19 protein-coding genes, 1 rRNA gene and 1 riboswitch are annotated in these 16,859 nt (G+C 48.8%); of the genes, 18 read left to right on the forward strand and 2 right to left on the reverse strand.

From position 1 onward, the window contains the following. A 5S ribosomal RNA gene (rrf, locus tag GGC63_RS32315) occupies positions 1–94 on the forward strand; the annotation flags it as partial. Positions 95–258: 164 nt separating this feature from the next. Next, complete coding sequence (locus tag GGC63_RS32320; protein WP_192705786.1) at positions 259–744, forward strand: hypothetical protein; 486 nt, start codon at positions 259–261, stop codon at positions 742–744. A 14-nt stretch (positions 745–758) separates the two neighbouring features. Here GGC63_RS32320 and GGC63_RS32325 read toward each other — a convergent pair whose 3' ends face one another. Further along, a complete protein-coding gene (locus GGC63_RS32325; protein WP_192705787.1) occupies positions 759–1,127 on the reverse strand; it encodes a hypothetical protein in 369 nt (122 codons plus the stop codon). 328 nt (positions 1,128–1,455) lie between these two features. On the opposite strand from GGC63_RS32325, the gene GGC63_RS32330 reads away from it, so the two are divergent. The 10 genes from GGC63_RS32330 to rsmI all read left to right on the forward strand — a co-directional run bounded on the left by GGC63_RS32330 (position 1,456) and on the right by rsmI (position 9,128). After that, the gene (locus GGC63_RS32330; protein WP_079914897.1) at positions 1,456–1,656 is read left to right on the forward strand and encodes a sigma factor G inhibitor Gin; all 201 of its coding nucleotides are present in this window, start codon (positions 1,456–1,458) and stop codon (positions 1,654–1,656) included. 127 nt (positions 1,657–1,783) lie between these two features. After that, positions 1,784–3,241 carry an aminotransferase class I/II-fold pyridoxal phosphate-dependent enzyme gene (locus GGC63_RS32335; protein ID WP_192705788.1) on the forward strand — a complete coding sequence of 486 codons (1,458 nt, stop codon included), beginning with the start codon at positions 1,784–1,786 and terminating at the stop codon, positions 3,239–3,241. Positions 3,242–3,446: 205 nt separating this feature from the next. Further along, positions 3,447–4,094: a dTMP kinase gene (gene tmk / locus GGC63_RS32340; RefSeq protein WP_192705789.1), complete on the forward strand. Its 648-nt coding sequence runs from the start codon at positions 3,447–3,449 to the stop codon at positions 4,092–4,094. Between the two features lie 275 nt (positions 4,095–4,369). Beyond that, positions 4,370–4,699 (forward strand): cyclic-di-AMP receptor, encoded by a 330-nt coding sequence (locus GGC63_RS32345; RefSeq protein WP_079914900.1) that lies wholly within the window; start codon positions 4,370–4,372, stop codon positions 4,697–4,699. 21 nt (positions 4,700–4,720) lie between these two features. Further along, positions 4,721–5,167: a YaaR family protein gene (locus GGC63_RS32350; protein ID WP_079914901.1), complete on the forward strand. Its 447-nt coding sequence runs from the start codon at positions 4,721–4,723 to the stop codon at positions 5,165–5,167. 73 nt (positions 5,168–5,240) lie between these two features. Next, positions 5,241–6,218 (forward strand): DNA polymerase III subunit delta', encoded by a 978-nt coding sequence (gene holB / locus GGC63_RS32355; RefSeq protein WP_192705790.1) that lies wholly within the window; start codon positions 5,241–5,243, stop codon positions 6,216–6,218. 2 nt (positions 6,219–6,220) lie between these two features. After that, positions 6,221–7,027: a stage 0 sporulation family protein gene (locus GGC63_RS32360; RefSeq protein WP_079914903.1), complete on the forward strand. Its 807-nt coding sequence runs from the start codon at positions 6,221–6,223 to the stop codon at positions 7,025–7,027. Positions 7,028–7,055: 28 nt separating this feature from the next. Continuing rightward, positions 7,056–7,406: a DNA replication initiation control protein YabA gene (yabA, locus tag GGC63_RS32365; protein WP_079914904.1), complete on the forward strand. Its 351-nt coding sequence runs from the start codon at positions 7,056–7,058 to the stop codon at positions 7,404–7,406. A gap of 63 nt (positions 7,407–7,469) precedes the next feature. Continuing rightward, entirely contained in the window at positions 7,470–8,240 is a 771-nt protein-coding gene (locus tag GGC63_RS32370) for a tRNA1(Val) (adenine(37)-N6)-methyltransferase (RefSeq protein ID WP_079914905.1), read from the forward strand. Positions 8,241–8,252: 12 nt separating this feature from the next. Next, complete coding sequence (gene rsmI / locus GGC63_RS32375) at positions 8,253–9,128, forward strand: 16S rRNA (cytidine(1402)-2'-O)-methyltransferase (RefSeq protein ID WP_192705791.1); 876 nt, start codon at positions 8,253–8,255, stop codon at positions 9,126–9,128. Positions 9,129–9,443: 315 nt separating this feature from the next. Here rsmI and GGC63_RS32380 read toward each other — a convergent pair whose 3' ends face one another. Next, positions 9,444–9,698: an AbrB/MazE/SpoVT family DNA-binding domain-containing protein gene (locus tag GGC63_RS32380; protein ID WP_010501678.1), complete on the reverse strand. Its 255-nt coding sequence runs from the start codon at positions 9,696–9,698 to the stop codon at positions 9,444–9,446. A gap of 360 nt (positions 9,699–10,058) precedes the next feature. Here GGC63_RS32380 and GGC63_RS32385 point away from each other — a divergent pair, with 360 nt between their 5' ends. The 6 genes from GGC63_RS32385 to yabG all read left to right on the forward strand — a co-directional run bounded on the left by GGC63_RS32385 (position 10,059) and on the right by yabG (position 16,763). Further along, positions 10,059–11,345, forward strand: coding sequence for an HD domain-containing protein (locus GGC63_RS32385; protein WP_192705792.1), 1,287 nt, complete (start codon positions 10,059–10,061; stop codon positions 11,343–11,345). A 63-nt stretch (positions 11,346–11,408) separates the two neighbouring features. Continuing rightward, positions 11,409–12,176, forward strand: coding sequence for a TatD family hydrolase (locus GGC63_RS32390; protein ID WP_079914908.1), 768 nt, complete (start codon positions 11,409–11,411; stop codon positions 12,174–12,176). Between the two features lie 224 nt (positions 12,177–12,400). After that, positions 12,401–12,596, forward strand: a riboswitch (cyclic di-AMP (ydaO/yuaA leader). Between the two features lie 414 nt (positions 12,597–13,010). Then, on the forward strand, positions 13,011–14,150 hold the full coding sequence (locus GGC63_RS32395; protein WP_318781157.1) for a ubiquitin-like domain-containing protein: 1,140 nt from the start codon (positions 13,011–13,013) through the stop codon (positions 14,148–14,150). Positions 14,151–14,342: 192 nt separating this feature from the next. Beyond that, a complete protein-coding gene (gene rnmV / locus GGC63_RS32400) occupies positions 14,343–14,894 on the forward strand; it encodes a ribonuclease M5 (protein ID WP_192705793.1) in 552 nt (183 codons plus the stop codon). After that, positions 14,891–15,805 carry a 16S rRNA (adenine(1518)-N(6)/adenine(1519)-N(6))-dimethyltransferase RsmA gene (gene rsmA / locus GGC63_RS32405; protein ID WP_192705794.1) on the forward strand — a complete coding sequence of 305 codons (915 nt, stop codon included), beginning with the start codon at positions 14,891–14,893 and terminating at the stop codon, positions 15,803–15,805. The genes rnmV and rsmA overlap by 4 nt, the downstream gene beginning before the upstream one ends. An 82-nt stretch (positions 15,806–15,887) precedes the next feature. Beyond that, complete coding sequence (yabG, locus tag GGC63_RS32410; RefSeq protein ID WP_192705795.1) at positions 15,888–16,763, forward strand: sporulation peptidase YabG; 876 nt, start codon at positions 15,888–15,890, stop codon at positions 16,761–16,763. Positions 16,764–16,859 lie beyond the last annotated feature (96 nt).

The raw sequence follows: 16,859 nt of genomic DNA on the forward strand, positions 1-16,859 counted from the left end.
ACCACGCGTACCCATACCGAACACGAACGTTAAGCCTTCCAGCGTCGATGGTACTTGGACCGAAGGGTCCTGGGAGAGTAGAACGTCGCCAAGCACAAATTGAAACAGTCTTTCTGGATATAGGTCCGGAAAGACTGTTTTTTGCTTTTCCGTCCGAAAGCATGGTGGGTTATGGGGCGAATAGAACCGATGACGGGGACTGATAATAACTCGTGAAGCTGGTGCCGTCCTTCACTTTGAGCTTATCGGAGGAATACAATGAGACATTATGCGTTAGTACTGTGTATTGGTTTCCTTATTATGCTGATCGCTTTTCCGGCCGCAGCGGACGCTAATTCCGAAGTAATGCCGACGGAGTACAGACAGGATCTAAGACAAGCCCCCGCTATGGACGGGGAGGTTACTCCTCAAGGCTATCGCTCGGGCCGGGGGTCGTTTTCCAGGGTAAGAACTCCTGCAGGCAGGGGCACTACGACCACTCCGAACCGTAATCCTGCGAATGTTACTACCAATCCGCGGACTAACCCCCCGACTACAGGGACTCCTGCCCGAGGAGGATGGGGAAGTTTATTCGGCGGCTTCGCGGCAGGGGCCTTAATCGGGAGCTTATTTAATCCGTTTGGATTTATGGGCTTCGGTCCGGGAGCAGGAACACCGTTTTCCTTTATTGGGCTGATTTTTTGGGCTGTTGTGATTTATTTGGTTTATCGGTTGTTTACAAGATCCCGTAGGAACGAATCCTGATTTAGGGAACGATTTTATTGAGCGTAGCAGGATGTGTCCTGGTCGTTAATTTTCAAATATCCGTTCTCCATGTGGTGTCTCAATTGAAAGATGAGTACAAATCTGGGAAGAAGGATCCAGACGTGTACGAACATTGCATGGAGAATCAAATCCAAGGATACCCAAGGGAAAAAGCAACCGCAAATGACAACGGTAACCCATAGCAGGTGAGCGGTCAGATTACGCATGCGGTATAGAGCAAAGTAGCTTAATGGAACGTACCCCAGCCAGGGAATCCGATAAAGAAGTCCCCACTGATGCAGTGGGCGTTTTTCCTTAAAGGTAAAGTATACGTAAATGATGAACGTATGCAAAAGAGGAATCAGTACTGTGCTAATAATCATTGGAAGAGGATTCCATCGTATCAAATCCCAAAGCAATAAAAGACCGGGAATGCACCAGTAAGCTATAAGTAACCAAGGCTTATACCGAATTCGTTGAAGCAGCCGGTAATGATAAACGGTTGATTCCTTTGATAATCGTTGTTCCATCACTTGATCTCACTCGTCCATTTTCATAGATTCTTTTTTGCAAATACTATATCGGTTATTTTAGCTTGAAATATAAGCGTTTGGAACCATGTACTAGCTTTTTTCATAAAAATAGATCATCCGCGTTTACTTTAAGAGAAACAGGACATACTGGTAGAAAAGAAGAATAGAGGTGAGTTGTGTGGGAGACGCTTTACATGAACCTACGGTGGCCCATAACTGCATCATCTGCGGACAATTAAAGGAAGACGGCATTATGATTATATCCGAATTCATCTGCGAAGACTGCGAGCATGAAATGATCTCAACCGACGTCAGGGATGCCAAATATCCTTTTTTTATCCATCAAATGAGGCAAATCTTTTATAAGAAAAATGCATAGGTTGTCTATGAAACATGAATTCGGCTCTGATGAACGGAATTTTTCCCGTTGGTGAGAGTCTTTTTGTTTGTTACAATAAAGGGTATATCAACTTTAACTTTTATATGCAAACAGGGAGATTCACAACATGGATAAACAGAGCGCTCCTTTATTCGAGCGATTGGTACAGCATTCTCAAGGGAAGCATGTCAGCCTGCATGTTCCCGGTCATAAATCAGGACAAGGCTTGGATGAAGAAGCCAGAGCTTATTACGAATCTATTATGTGTCTGGACGTAACGGAAATTACCGGGCTGGACGATCTTCATCATCCGGAGGAAGCGATTCGGGAGGCGCAGCAGCTGGCTGCCGAGTGCTTTGGTGCGGAGGAAACTTTTTTTCTAGTAAACGGAAGCACGGTGGGCAATTTGGCCATGATCCTAAGCGTATGCCGCAGAGGAGATTTGCTGCTGGTTCAGCGTGATGCCCATAAATCGGTGATACACGGCCTTATGCTTGCGGGCGCAAGGGCTGTGTTCTTGAATCCTGAGATCGATCCGGCAACAGGGCTCACATTAGGGATTCGCCAGGAGGATGTCCGTCTAGCCTTGCAAAAATATCCCGAAGCGCGTGGGCTTCTTATTACTCGGCCAAGCTATTACGGCACGGCTATTCCTCTAGAAGGGATCGTACAGCTTCTGCATGAATACGACAAGCCTCTGCTCGTGGATGAGGCGCATGGAGCGCATTTCGGATTTCATCCGGCCCTTCCGAAGTCGGCTTTGTCCTGCGGGGCGGATGTTGTGGTACAGTCTACGCATAAGCTGCTGACCGCTATGACGATGGGAGCGATGCTTCACGTGCAGGGGGATCGGATCGACCGGAAGGAAGTAAAGCGCTACTTAACGATGCTTCAAAGCTCAAGCCCTTCCTATCCTCTCATGGCGAGCCTGGACCTAAGCCGCAGACAAATGCATGTACAAGGCATGGAGCTGCTGGAGCAGGGGATTCGTATTGTCGATCAGGTGATGGAGCTGATGAAGGATAATGAACGGTTTGTGCTGCTTCAGCCGGAGCACGATAACGAGATCGTCCGCGATCCGTTCAAACTGATCGTCAAGGACGCGACGGGCTCTTTAAGCGGCTTTGAACTGAAGGATGCCCTGGAAGAGCGCGGATGTTTTGTCGAGCTGGCAGACCCGCAGGCGGTTTTGCTTGTCCTGAGCCTGGCGTCCACGCAAGAGGGTGCGCATAGGCTGGCGCAGTCTTTTGAAGAAATTGCCGAATCCAGTCCGCCTGTTAACCAACAAGGGAACGCCAGGCTTACCGCAACCTATTCTGCGATGTCCGGCTTATCGGAGCCGGTATCCTTCGATGAATCGGTGTATCGCCAAAAAGGGACGGCGCAAGTGCCTTTGGAGGATGCCATAGGCTTGAGATCTGCAGAGATGATGGTTCCCTATCCTCCTGGAATTCCGGTTCTATGCCCCGGCGAAATGATTTCTTCCGAAGTGGTTCGCTATTTGAAGCAATTGGTTCAGATGGGGGCCCGTATTCATGGATTAATCGACGGCGAAGAGCCGATGTTGTCCGTATTGATATCTTAACTAAATAACCCCACTCGGGAACTTGTCTTCCATGCTGAATCAAGTGTTTTGCTGGGAGTCCCCGCTATGTTATGTCTTTCATCCGGAAGTTAGGAAAACAAGCTAGGTATTGCAAGCCAAACAGTATATAATCATAATATCCTTAAGGGTATGCTGAGCCTGCAATCGGGCAATAGTGACCTATTATATGATTGGAGATAACCGAATGCAAAAAGGGTATTTTATAACTGTGGAAGGCGGCGAAGGGGCAGGCAAAACCTCCGTTATCGAACTCATGACTCAATATTTATCCACGCTGGGCCTGGAGAGCGTCTCTTCACGGGAACCTGGCGGGATCGACATAGCGGAGCAGATAAGAGCGATTATATTAGATAAAAGCAATACGAAGATGGAAGGGAGAACGGAAGCCCTCCTCTATGCAGCCGCGAGAAGACAGCATTTTGTTGAGAAAATTCAACCGTCCCTGGCTCAGGGGAAGGTTTTCATATGCGATCGGTTTATTGACAGCAGCTTGGCATATCAAGGCCATGCCAGAGGTTTGGGAATGGATGAGGTGCTTACGATCAATCAGTTTGCGATTGAGAATGTATTCCCCGACCTGACGATCTATCTGGATGTAAACCCTGAGGAAGGGTTACGGCGCATTCATGCCCGGAGCGACCGGGAAATCAATCGGCTTGATCTGGAATCATTAGCGTTTCACCAGAAGGTTCGCGAAGGATATTTGATCTTGGCAGACCGATTCCCCGACCGTATCGTACGCATTGACGCTAACGGCGGCATAGACGAGGTTTATGAAAGCGTGAAGGGCTGTCTGGACAGCCGCTTCAAGAAAAACAGCGGAGCCGGTTAATTCCGGCATGACGCAATCTTGCAGTCGATTTCGCACACCGCCCGTTATCGTGACATATACTGCCATAGATCGGGTAGAAGGCTGCTTTGGGAATGGCGATGAGAAGTCTAATTACGGTTCCCAAAACAGCTTTCCGAAGAGAAAAGCAGGAATCGAATGAACCGGTGTCAAATTAATAAGATATGAACTAATGTATCATTCGACATCATTCTAAGTCATCCATTGCTGCAAGGGTCAACCGAGTCATTTGTAAAAATGTAAAGGAGGGCAATGCCATGAAATTAGTTGTTGCCGTAGTACAGGATAAGGATAGCAATCGGCTTTCGAATGCTCTGATCAAGGAAGGCTTCCGGGCTACCAAGCTGGCAAGTACGGGCGGGTTTCTACGGGCCGGGAATACGACCTTTATGATCGGTATCGAAGACGATCGTGTGAATGAAGTGATGCAGGTCATCAAATCGAACTGCAAAATTCGTGAACAGATCGTTACTCCTGTATCTCCTATGGGAGGAACGACCGACTCCTACATTCCGTTCCCGGTCGAGGTTCAGGTTGGCGGAGCTGCGGTATTCGTGCTTCCAGTTGAACGGTTTGAGCATTTCTAAATCGGAGAGGCAGGTTGCACTGTGAAAATAAATCCGGGCTGGCGCCCTTTCGGTAAAGAAATTCAACGAAACGAGACCTCAACGCCCCAACAGCTGCAGCAGAAATCGTTCTCAGATATGATGCACCAGCACGACGAAAGGGCATCGCAGGAGCAGCTTCAGCGTATTTTGCAGCAGATTCATCTGCAAGGGGAACGCTTATCGAGATCGATGACGGTCCGGGAATTGCGTCAGTATAAGCTTCTCGTGAAGCAGTATTTGGAGGAGACGGCACGCCGCGGGGTACAGCTGCGCGATACGCGCGGCTGGGACCGGCGGGGGCGCTCCAAGCGGTACAAGCTTTTGGAGGAGATAGACGAAAAGCTTCTGGCCCTGGCGGACGAGCTGTTAGAAAGTGAGCAGGGAAGAATTGATCTGCTGCATCAAATAGGCGAAATTCGCGGCATGCTAATCAATCTTGCTTTTTAGGCTTTGTAAGAATCAGACAATGCAAGGTCAACACTGACCTCTATATAATAGGAAAGGATAGTACAGGAGCACAATGTCTTTCCAATCCATACCCGGGCAAGAACGTGTCAAACGGATATTGCAGAACAGTTTACGTACGGATAAAGTATCCCATGCTTATATATTTACTGGTCCTTCCGGAACCGGCCGCAAGCAGATGGCGCTTGCTTTTGCACAAGCTCTGTACTGCCAGGTGCTGCCGGACGATGCCTGCGGAGAATGTCTCGACTGCCGTAAGGTGGAGCATGGCAACCATCCGGACCTGCATTGGGTCCGCCCAGATGGGGCTTCTATCAAGATTGAGCAAATTCGGGAGCTTCAGAAGCAGTTCTCCTATCGTGCATCCGCTTCCGGGCTAAAGATGTACATTCTGGAAGACGCCGATAAGATGACGGTTCAGGCTGCCAACAGTCTGCTGAAGTTCCTAGAAGAGCCGACCTCCCGTGTCGTCGCCATTCTGATTACAGATAATGGACAAGCCCTGCTTCCGACGATCCGGTCCCGGGCGCAGTGGGTTCCCTTTGCTCCTATGAGCCGCGATCGTATGATAGCCGTGCTTCAAGAGGAGGGGCATCCCTCGGTTCTGATTCAAGCGGCGGTTCGGCTGGCTGCAGGTCCCGATGCGGCGAGAGAGCTAATTCAAGGAAATGGGTTTGCAGAAATAAGAAATCTAGTGATACAATTAACAAAGGAAAGTATGTCCCGACTGCCTACGGCGCTTTTGACGGCTCAGCAAAAGCTGGCTAAGTCCGAGCTGACGGAGCAGCTTCCTGTATTCATGGATCTGCTGATTTTATGGCTGAAAGATATGGTGCAGTTAAACATCGGCAATCGGTCCGGGCTCGTATATGCCGATCAAACCGATTGGATGGCAGGATTGGCCTTATCTTACGATATGAAGCATTGGGTGCGGTGTTTGGAGCAAGCAGTCGAGCAGCAGAAAAGACTCCGCTTTCATGCAAACCCGCAGCTGGTGTTGGAAAAAATGTTAATGCAGCTGAAGGGGGTGTAAATTTGTACTCGGTTGTTGGTGTCCGCTTCAAGAAAGCGGGAAAAATCTATTATTTCGACCCGATCGATTTACCGGTGGATAAAGAGAGTGCGGTTATTGTTGAAACGGCTCGAGGGATTGAGTACGGAAAAGTAGTTATCGGGAGACGGACGGTTCAGGAATCCGATGTCGTTCTTCCATTAAAGAAAGTCATTCGCATAGCGGATCAAACTGACGCACAGCTTGTGGAGGACAATAAGAACGCGGCGAAAAACGCATTTGCGCTTTGTCAGGATAAAATAAGGGATCATCAGCTCAAAATGAAGCTGGTTGACGTTGAATATACATTTGATCGCAACAAAATCATTTTTTATTTTACAGCCGAAGGAAGAGTCGATTTCCGGGAGCTGGTGAAAGATTTGGCCGGAGTCTTCCGGACCCGCATCGAGCTTAGGCAAATCGGCGTTCGAGACGAAGCCAAAATGCTGGGCGGTATCGGTCCTTGCGGGCGCATTCTTTGCTGCTCATCCTTCCTGGGGGACTTTGAGCCGGTATCCATCAAGATGGCAAAAGACCAAAATTTATCGTTAAATCCGACAAAAATTTCCGGGCTTTGCGGCCGGTTAATGTGTTGTTTGAAATATGAGCACGATAACTATGAAAGTGGTAAAGAGGATATGCCGCGCGTAGGAAGCGAAGTCATTTCCTCCCTGGGCAACGGCCGTGTCGTATCGCTAAATATTAACGAGCGTACCGTAAAAGTGCAGATTTATGAGCTCGGTAAAGTCATGGAGCTATCCTTTGACGATGTAGTGGAGCAGCAGCTTTAACGGTTGTTAGCTTTCTTGAGGTGAATGTGTGGATAAAAGAGACGTTTTTGTTCAAATTGAGCAAATCGAAGAACAGATGGGTGCTATCTACTCCGAGCTGGGGCTGATGAAAAAGCAAATTATCGAGCTCCTCGAGGAAAACAAACGCTTGAGCATAGAAAATCAGCAGCTGCGCAAGCTGCTAAAGAAGGATGCGGAGCCGCCTGTTGAAGTACCCCATATTCATGTCACCGCCGCACAGGCCAAGGAGCTTACAGGTGAGGGGTACGACAATCTGGCCCGCCTGTACCACGAAGGCTTCCACATCTGTAATGTCTACTACGGTCATTTGCGTACGGAAGGCGATTGTTTGTTTTGCTTATCGTTTTTAAATAAATAAAAAAACCGCCGTAGGGAGCAAGCTTCTCTACGGTTTTTTTCAAGAAAGAGGAAGCGTGCGCTGATGGAAAAGGTACCTTTGCAGCCTAGTGAAAGACTAGACGATTTATTAACGAATGATCTGAAAATCATTCAAAGCGATGAAGTGTTCAGCTTCTCGATGGATGCGGTGTTGTTAGGCAGATTTAGCTATGTTCCGCCGAGGGGAAGGATGGTCGACCTCTGTACGGGGAACGGAGTCATTCCCTTGCTGCTGTCGACGCGCACGAAGGCTTCGATCGTTGGCGTAGAGATTCAGGAGCGGCTCGCGAATATGGCGGAGCGCAACGTCCAGCTGAATGATTTGGATCACCAGATTCAGATTATTCACGGGGATTTGCGCACGATTCATCAGCAGCTGGGGAACGGGACCTTCGATGTAGTGACCGTGAACCCTCCATATCTTCCCGTTCCGAATGGGGAACAAAATGGGAATGAGCATGTGGCGGCTGCACGGCATGAGGTGTTCTGTACGCTTGAGGATGTCGTCAGAACCAGCAGCAGGCTGGTACGGAGCGGAGGCCGCGTAGCGATGGTGCACAGGCCCAGCCGGTTAGTTGAAATTTTTTGCACGATGCGTCAGTATAAATTGGAGCCCAAAAGAATCCGGTATGTACACCCGCGTGCAGGCGAAGAAGCGAATATGGTGTTGATTGAGGCGCTCAGAGACGGGAAGCCGGAGCTTAGGACGCTGCCGCCGCTGATCGTATATAAAAATAAAACGGACTATTGTGACGAGCTGATGGAGATATATTACGGCAAGCGTGACGAGCTCATCCAGCCGACCGTTACATAGCGAGGGACTAACGTGGACATTCAGAAAAGCTATCAGCAGGATAATGGAGCAGGGAAGCTGTATCTGGTCGGAACACCGATCGGCAACCTGGAGGATATGACGTTTCGTGCGGTGCGCATTTTAAAGGAAGTGCAGTGGATCGCCGCAGAGGATACGAGACAGACACGCAAGCTGCTAACCCATTTTGATATCGCAACACGGCTTGTAAGCTACCACGAGCATAATAAGCATGCAAGCGGGCCCGAGCTGATTCGTCTTTTGCAAACAGGCGAAGACATTGCGCTTGTCAGTGATGCAGGGCTGCCTGCCATTTGCGATCCGGGAGCGGATCTGGTTCGACAAGCTATCGACGCAGGAATAGCGGTTATACCCATTCCAGGCGCCAACGCGGCCTTATCGGCCTTGATCGTATCGGGGCTATCGACGGAACGTTTCACCTTTCTGGGCTTTTTACCGAGAGACAGAAAGCCGCTGCAGCAGGAGCTTGAATCGCTTAAGCAAAGGAACGAAACGATGCTGTTCTATGAATCCCCTCATCGCATAATGAAGACGCTGGAAGCGATGCTGGAGGTATGGGATCCGGAACGGCAAATGTGCCTGATGCGGGAGCTGACCAAGAAATACGAGGAAGCGGCAAGAGGGACGATCCGAGAATGCTATGAGCTGCTGCAAGAGCATCCTCCTCAAGGAGAATACTGCATCGTCGTACAGGGCAGCACCGATGCGGAGAATGAAGCTTCGGACGCCTGGTGGGAAGGCTTCAGCCCGGAAGAGCACGTCGAGCATTATACGACTCAAGGGCTTGACCGCAAGGAAGCGATAAAACGCGCGGCTGCGGACAGACAGATGCCGAAGCGGGAGCTGTACAATTATTTGCACCAAAAGTAGATCGCGAATGCGGAAGCGGCGAAATCAGCCGGTCGGCTCATTGCCGGATCGGCTGATTTTTTATTGCCTTACGCAGGCCGTACAAGCCCGTCGATGATGTGCCGGTGCTTTCCCGCCGCCAAACTGCAGAAATGGAGGCTTGGCGGAACTTTTGTGACATGTTCTTTCTATTATAATAGGTGACGCTAGCACAAATAAAAACGGAAAAAAAATCCCCAATCTCATGAAATTTCATGGATTGGGGAATAGAGGAGATATGAAAAAGGTTAGAATTACCTTAGTAAGAAGTGCTATCCTTATTATAACCTATTTTTCTTATTTTGTCACAGGTATTGGCATTTCCGATAAACATTCGTGACAAACAATTTTACCTTTGAAATAAGAGACGTTTTCTGCATTGCCACAGAAAATACAGGCCGGCTCATATTTCTTCAGCATGATGCGCTCACCGTCGACATAGATTTCCAAAGCGTCTTTTTCGCCGATGCCCAATGTTCTGCGAAGCTCGATAGGGATAACAACACGTCCCAGCTCGTCAACCTTTCTAACAATACCAGTAGATTTCATCATATATAAAAGTCCCCTCTCGAATTAGATAAATCGTCATTATTCGACAATATTCTTAAGATTTATGATACCAACCATTCCCAAAATAGTCAACTAGAAAATTGCATTTTTTGCCGTTAAAATATGGTAGTATATCCTTCTACTTCAATATAAAACAGAGTGGCTGCTGAAAAACCTTGCAAATATGCACCTTTTCTATAGACACCAAACATAGTATTATGAATATATTCCATACTAAAGAAAAATTTAGAAGACATATTCTGTTCACATTTGGAAGTTTCATACGACAAAGTTCGACAAAATCATCATTTTCCTGCTCATTCCGTGTCGAAAATACAAGAAGCTTTAGGGAGGTTACGCATCATGTCGAGTCCTTTACAGGAAGAAAAGGTATTCAAAGACCCGGTACATAAATACATCTACGTGCAGGACCAAACGATTTGGGATCTGATTAACACCAAAGAATTTCAACGCCTCCGTCGTATACGACAGCTCGGCACTTGCTTCCTGACGTTTCACGGTGCCGAGCACAGCCGATTTTCCCATTCCCTCGGGGTTTACGAAATCACGCGCAAAATCATATCGCAATTCGAACGAAACGGCTATGAGGATTGGCCGCGGGAGGAGCGGCTGCTCTCCTTGTGCGCTGCCCTTCTGCACGATGTCGGACACGGCCCCTTTTCCCACTCGATTGAAAAAACGTTCGGGACCCATCACGAGGAATGGTCCTGCCGGATCGTTCTTGGAGATACCGAAGTGAACAAAGTGCTTAAGCGCGTATCCCCCACTTTTCCACAAAGGGTGGCCGGGGTTATCGCCAAAACGTACAAGCAGGAAATCGTCGTCAGCCTCGTCTCGAGCCAACTGGATGCAGATCGGATGGACTACTTGCTCCGCGACGCTTATTATACCGGTGTCAATTACGGGACGTTCGACCTGGAACGCATTCTGCGGGTGATGAGACCGTTTCAAGGCCACATTGTCGTGAAAGAGAGCGGCATGCATGCTGTCGAGGATTACTTGATGTCCCGGTACCAGATGTATTGGCAGGTATACTTTCATCCTGTTACACGCAGCGCGGAGGTTATTCTGCATAAAATTTTTGAAAGAGCGAAACAGTTATATGAAGAAAACTATTCCTTCTCATTTATGCTGCCGCCGCTCTTAAGCCTGTTCCGGGGGACATTGTCCATACAAGAGTTCCATTTGCTCGATGAAGCCTTTATGCAGACGGTGCTGATGCAGTGGACCAACGAGCAGGATGCCATTCTGGTTGACTTGTGCTCTCGCTTCCTTAACCGCAAGCTGTTTAAGTATGTCATGCTGGAGAGGATCGACGCGCTTCAAATAGAGCGGCTGCGCGATACGATGCGGGCTCTGAATCTGGATCCGTCCTTCTACCTCGAAATTGATTTCCCGTCGGATCTTTCGTATGATGTGTATCGGCCGGGAGTCCATGACGAAAAATTGCCGATTTTGCTGCTGGACCAAAAGCATACGTTGAAGGAAATTTCGCGCAAGTCGGAAATTGTCCGGTCCATCAGCGGCATTCATATGGGGAAATATCATCTGTATTTCCCGGAGGAGCTCTTATCCGCTGATCCGGGCTCCATTCATCCGGAGCACCGCAAGCTGCTTGGCATGGAATAAAAGCTCGTCTATCGAATCGCAAGGACCAAATTGAACTTACATATGAAGGAGTTAATTGCCGCTATGCTGATAGACACGCACACCCATTTGAACGCCCCTCAATTCGATGACGATCGACATGAGGTTATCCAACGGGCATTAGAAAGCGGAATCAGTCGAATCATCAATGTCGGATTTAATCGCGAAACGATCCCTACCTCGATTGCGCTTGCCGAGCAATATGACTTTATTTATTCAACCGTCGGATGGCATCCCCAAGATGCCAAAGATATGATGCCGGGCGATCTGGAATGGATCGAAGAGCTGTGCAAGCACGAGAAGGTGGTCGCCATCGGAGAGATAGGCTTGGATTATTATTGGGATACCTCTCCCAAGGATGTACAGGATCGAGTATTTCGGGAACAAATCCGTCTGGCCCGCAAGCTGGGTATGCCTATCGTGATCCATAACCGGGACGCACACCAAGACATTATCCGGGTTCTTCGAGAAGAGAAGGCTTCGGAGGTCGGCGGCGTCATGCATTGCTTCTCCGGCAGCTGGGAGACGGCCAAGATGTGCCTCGATATGAACTTTTACATCTCCTTCGGCGGCCCTGTCACATTCAAAAACGCCAAGCAGCCCAAAGAGGTGCTGGAGAAAGTTCCGCTGGACCGTTTATTGGTTGAAACCGACGCGCCCTATTTGACTCCGCACCCCTATCGAGGGAAAAGAAATGAAACCGCATATGTGAAATTAGTCGCAGAAACCGCTGCACAAATCAAGGGGTTAACCCTGGAGGAGCTGGCTCACGCGACTACGAAAAATGCAGTTACATTGTTCGGATTACGGTGAAATAAAAGGGGGGTTGGGACAGCCCTATTTTCGTCGAAAACGTGAAAACGAGAGAAAAACATTCAAAAAAATAAGTCAAGTCGAGAAATACATGGGTTATGTTCGTGAAATCAATTAAAAAAATCGGAATTGAACAAAAACGGACCTTTTTTGCCGAGTTTGTATACTTTACAACTTTATATCCGACAGCGTAAACTCAATATTAACTTAATACGATTACCAATTTTCCATTATCGCTGAGTTTCCGTAAGGGAAACGGGGGAACCGCAAAAGGCCAGTCTTGATTTGAAAATAAGGCTAAGGTCACATTTTCTGGGGTGAGTCTTGGATGGGTAGATGTTTGTTTACCCGGATCCAAGTAGGGCGACTCTCAAGTCCGAATCCGTCAGCTAACCTCGTAAGCGTTAAGAGAGAGGTATGATTGTCGTGTGCTTTATTTCATTACTGATGAAATAACCTAAAGTCACGGGAAGAGTCCTCTTTCCGTGACTTTTTTTGTTCTCCCGTCATTGTGATAACTATCCGACAACATAATCATTACCTACAGCCAAGAGGAGGTGCTGGCCGCACGCAGGAGAAACGATATGGATTGCTAGTTGCAGCCCTTAGTTGACCGCACAGGAGAAGCTTAATCGGGCAGAACAAGTGTTCGATGAAGTCTTCCGTGCTTCCAGGATGCGTTGGACTCAACGGTCATGGAGGCTGTTCCTGGGGGAAAGAACGTCGTTAGGCGTTGTTCTTTATTAACCAACAGATTGCAAAACTTAACCATAGTCGCGTCAGATCAATCATGCGTAACACTCGACGGCGGGGCTTTGAAGGAGGACCGAACTAGTGGGAGCTATTCAACACGAGCAAACCCATGTAAGACGATCATCCAGCATGTCCTTCGCATTGCGATGGAGGCATGAAAACTTGCGTTTGATATCGATCATAGCACTTATTTCATTCGCGTTGACTTTCATGTTTTTATTAATGTTATACGGTACGGCTACCAAGAAGGTGACCGTAGTCGTGAACGGAGAAGAAACCGTTGTTTACACCAAGCAATGGGATTTGAAGCATTTACTGGATGAGCAAGGCGTCACTGTAGGAGAGCATGATCGTCTCTCTGCAGCGCTGGATTCGAAAGTAAAATCCGGGGACCGGATTACGATCGAGCATGCAAGGCCGATTCAGCTGACGGCTGACGGAGAAACGAAGACGCTGTACACGGTGCAAAAGACGGTGGGCGGCGCATTGAATGATTTACAGGTTCAGGTAGGAGAGCTTGACAAGGTAACCCCTGTCGTGGATGCCGATCTGCCTGACAGCGGTGAGATTCAAATCGTACGGGTAACCAAAGAGGTTGAAGAGGTTCAAGAAAAGATAGCCTATGACGTTGTGAAAAAGAACGACCCTCAATTGGTAAAAGGCAAGGAGCAAGTGGTGCAGGAAGGCCAGGAAGGCCTGGTTGTGAAGAAAAAGGAAAAGATGTACGAAGACGGTAAGCTTGTATCCGAAGAAGTAGTGGACCAAAAGGTTCAATCAGAGAGCGTCAATAAAATTGTCGCGGTAGGCACCAAAAATCCGGTTGTTGTATTATCGGCATCATCGCCAAATCTACAGGAAGTAACAAAAGGCGGAGTTTCCTTCGGCGTCAAGCAGGTCATTAACAATGTGACATTGACCGCTTATTCAGCGGGCGTTGCTTCGACAGGAAAGAGTACAGAGCATCCGCAGTACGGACTTACGTCTACAGGCACGAGAGTAACGGAAGGTCGCACAATTGCAGTGGATCCCAAGGTGGTTCCGCTGGGCTGGTGGGTTTATATTGACGGGCTTGGATTCCGCAGAGCAGAGGATACCGGAAGTGCAGTCAAAGGAAACATTATCGATGTGTATTTTGACAGCAACGATTATGCCAACCGATTTGGCTTGAAGCGCGGGTATACCGTTTATGTGATTGGACCCAAGAAACCAACCGCGGACTAAGGACCTGCAATTGGGGAAGACTCATTATATATATGCTAAAGGAAGAGAAGAGGGCTACCTCTTCTTTTTTATGTGATCAGGGCAAGTTCACGCGGACAGGCTTCGTCATCACTTGAAAGTGGCGGGAACAAAGGCTAGTATAAAGAAAGCTGTATGGATGATCCTGGTATGGGGTGAAGGAAGGTAAGCAAGGTGATCAAAGAAATTATAGTGGTAGAGGGCAAAGACGATACAACTGCCATCAAAAGAGCCGTAGAAGCCGAGACCATAGAAACGGGCGGCTCTGCGATTAATAAAGACGTTATCCGGCGCATCAAGCTGGCTCAGCAGCGCCGCGGCGTCATCATATTGACGGACCCCGACCATGCGGGCGAGCGCATCCGTAAAATCATTACGGCGCAGGTGAAGGGCTGTAAGCATGCTTTTATCACACAGGAAGAAGCGACGGCCAAAGGGGACATCGGGGTAGAGAATGCTTCGGCTGAGGTCATCCGCAAGGCTCTTGCGAACGTGCGAACCGATTATGAGGCTGAAGAGTCGGATATTACTTGGGAGGACTTGATTGACGCCGGCTTGATCGTCCATCCGCAAGCTGCTGCCCGTCGTATGGAAATGGGCAAGCATTTGGGTATCGGGTACTGCAACGGAAAGCAATTTTATAACCGCTGCCGAATGTTTCGAATTTCCCGCGAGGAGTTCGCGGAGGCATGGAAGCAGCTTGAGAAAAAAGAGGGCGAATCATGACAAATATCCATTTCAATATTCAGGAGGACATTGCCTCCCCAAAAAAAACGAAAGAGCTTCTTCAAAGGCATGGCTTTACGCTGAAAAAAAGCTTGGGTCAAAACTTTTTGATCGATCCGAATATATTAAATAAAATCGTTACCGCCGCAGATCTGGATGCTTCCAAAGGAGCGCTGGAGATTGGCCCCGGGATCGGGGCTTTAACCCAGCAGCTGGCCAAAATCGCAGGCGGCGTCGTTGCCGTAGAGATCGATCAGCGACTGCTCCCGCTATTGGAGGAGACCCTGTCGGCCTATCCGCATGCGAGTGTCGTCCATGGCGACGTACTGAAGGTCAATTTGAAGGAATTGTTTGAACAGCATTTCGCGGCATTCTCCAAAGTGAGCGTAGTCGCCAATTTGCCGTACTACATCACGACGCCGATTATTATGAAGCTGCTTGAGGAAAAGCTGCCGCTGGAGAACATTGTTGTTATGATCCAGAAGGAAGTGGCGGAGCGAATGTCGGCCAAGCCGGGAGGCAAGGATTACGGCAGCTTGAGCATTGCGGTGCAGTACTATTGCGAGCCTGAGATTGTTACGATCGTTCCTCATACGGTATTCATTCCTCAACCGAATGTCGATTCGGCCGTCATCAAGCTGAAGGTTCGGAGCGCGCCTCCTGTGACGGTGACGGACGAGTCCTTCTTCTTCGAGGTCGTTCAGGCTTCTTTCGTGCAGCGCCGTAAAACGATCTATAACAACCTGGCTTCGCGGTTCTTTACCAAAGAGACGAAGAGCCAGCTGGAGGCTATTTTGCACGAGGCGGGCATCGAGCCTTCCCGACGGGGAGAAACCTTGTCGATCGAGGAATACGCTCGTCTGAGCGACTGCTTGCTTCGTGCACGCGGGAGCGAAGCATCGGCAACGTGACTGCGGATTTCATGAAAGGATAGGCTTGCTAATCACCAAATGCCTATTGACGCCATAGGATACACGAGGAGGCGATTTGGCCATGAAACAGGGAGACCTCGTTATTCGTAGATCCTATGGCGGTGATATCATATTTAAAATTCAGGATATTATGCAGAATCAGGCTATTCTGCGTGGTGTGGATTACAGGCTGCTGGCCGATGCGCCGCTTTTTGACCTGATCAAGGCGCCGCTGGATCCGTACCAGTACACGATCAATACCACCCGGCCGTCATGGATGGAATCCATGCGTCGGGCAAGAGAGAATCAAACGGAAGGCCCCCAGGCATACGGGGCGGTAGGAGCTGCCGGTAATCCGGCTCCGGTATATTTTGAAATGCCGGGGAAGGTGCTGCATTTGGACGGCGATCCGATGTATTTGCGCAAATGTATGAACCTGTACGGTGAATTAAGAGTCCCCGCAGAGGGATACTATGTACCGGAGCCTCAGATGGCGGATGCCATGTACCGTTTACTGCCCCAGGTAAAGCCGGATATTGTGGTTGTGACCGGCCATGACGGCATTCTGAAGCATCGCAGAAACGGCGACGTGACGCATCTGAACAACTATAAGAACTCCTACCATTTTGTGAATGCAGTCAAAATAGCAAGGCAGTATGAGAAAAATAAGGATACCTTAACGGTCATCGCAGGCGCTTGCCAATCCCATTTTGAGGCGATCATGCAGGCCGGAGCTAATTATGCCAGCTCACCGGCCCGGGTGCTGATTCATGCATTAGATCCGCTCTGTGTGGCGGTTAAGGTAGCCTATACGCCAATAAGGGACACGGTCAATATAGTGGATGTCATAGGACTGACTCACAGCGGACTGGAAGGGCTTGGCGGTGTGGAGTCTCGGGGCAGCTACCGTAGAGGCGTTCCCACTATGCAAAAAATGACTCCTAAAGAAGCGCCATAAGGCGCTTTTTTGTTTTTATATGACAATTTTGTGAACGGTAATGAGGGGGATTCCTCCAAAAAGTCGCTGGAATAAGGAAAATCCCCGTTGACAACC

Origin of the sequence: Paenibacillus sp. OAS669, from assembly GCF_014873645.1 — a bacterium.
GTDB lineage: Bacteria > Bacillota > Bacilli > Paenibacillales > NBRC-103111 > Paenibacillus_S > Paenibacillus_S vulneris.

Excerpts from the sequence above, each read along its gene's own strand:
- GGC63_RS32385 (WP_192705792.1), top strand. The coding sequence starts at position 10,059 with ATGTCGAGTCCTTTACAGGAAGAAAAGGTATTCAAAGACCCGGTACAT.
- GGC63_RS32380 (WP_010501678.1), bottom strand. The coding sequence starts at position 9,698 with ATGATGAAATCTACTGGTATTGTTAGAAAGGTTGACGAGCTGGGACGT.
- GGC63_RS32390 (WP_079914908.1), top strand. The coding sequence starts at position 11,409 with ATGCTGATAGACACGCACACCCATTTGAACGCCCCTCAATTCGATGAC.
- GGC63_RS32325 (WP_192705787.1), bottom strand. The coding sequence starts at position 1,127 with ATGATTATTAGCACAGTACTGATTCCTCTTTTGCATACGTTCATCATT.
- GGC63_RS32370 (WP_079914905.1), top strand. The coding sequence starts at position 7,470 with ATGGAAAAGGTACCTTTGCAGCCTAGTGAAAGACTAGACGATTTATTA.
- GGC63_RS32335 (WP_192705788.1), top strand. The coding sequence starts at position 1,784 with ATGGATAAACAGAGCGCTCCTTTATTCGAGCGATTGGTACAGCATTCT.
- tmk (WP_192705789.1), top strand. The coding sequence starts at position 3,447 with ATGCAAAAAGGGTATTTTATAACTGTGGAAGGCGGCGAAGGGGCAGGC.
- yabG (WP_192705795.1), top strand. The coding sequence starts at position 15,888 with ATGAAACAGGGAGACCTCGTTATTCGTAGATCCTATGGCGGTGATATC.
- GGC63_RS32345 (WP_079914900.1), top strand. The coding sequence starts at position 4,370 with ATGAAATTAGTTGTTGCCGTAGTACAGGATAAGGATAGCAATCGGCTT.
- rsmA (WP_192705794.1), top strand. The coding sequence starts at position 14,891 with ATGACAAATATCCATTTCAATATTCAGGAGGACATTGCCTCCCCAAAA.
- holB (WP_192705790.1), top strand. The coding sequence starts at position 5,241 with ATGTCTTTCCAATCCATACCCGGGCAAGAACGTGTCAAACGGATATTG.
- GGC63_RS32320 (WP_192705786.1), top strand. The coding sequence starts at position 259 with ATGAGACATTATGCGTTAGTACTGTGTATTGGTTTCCTTATTATGCTG.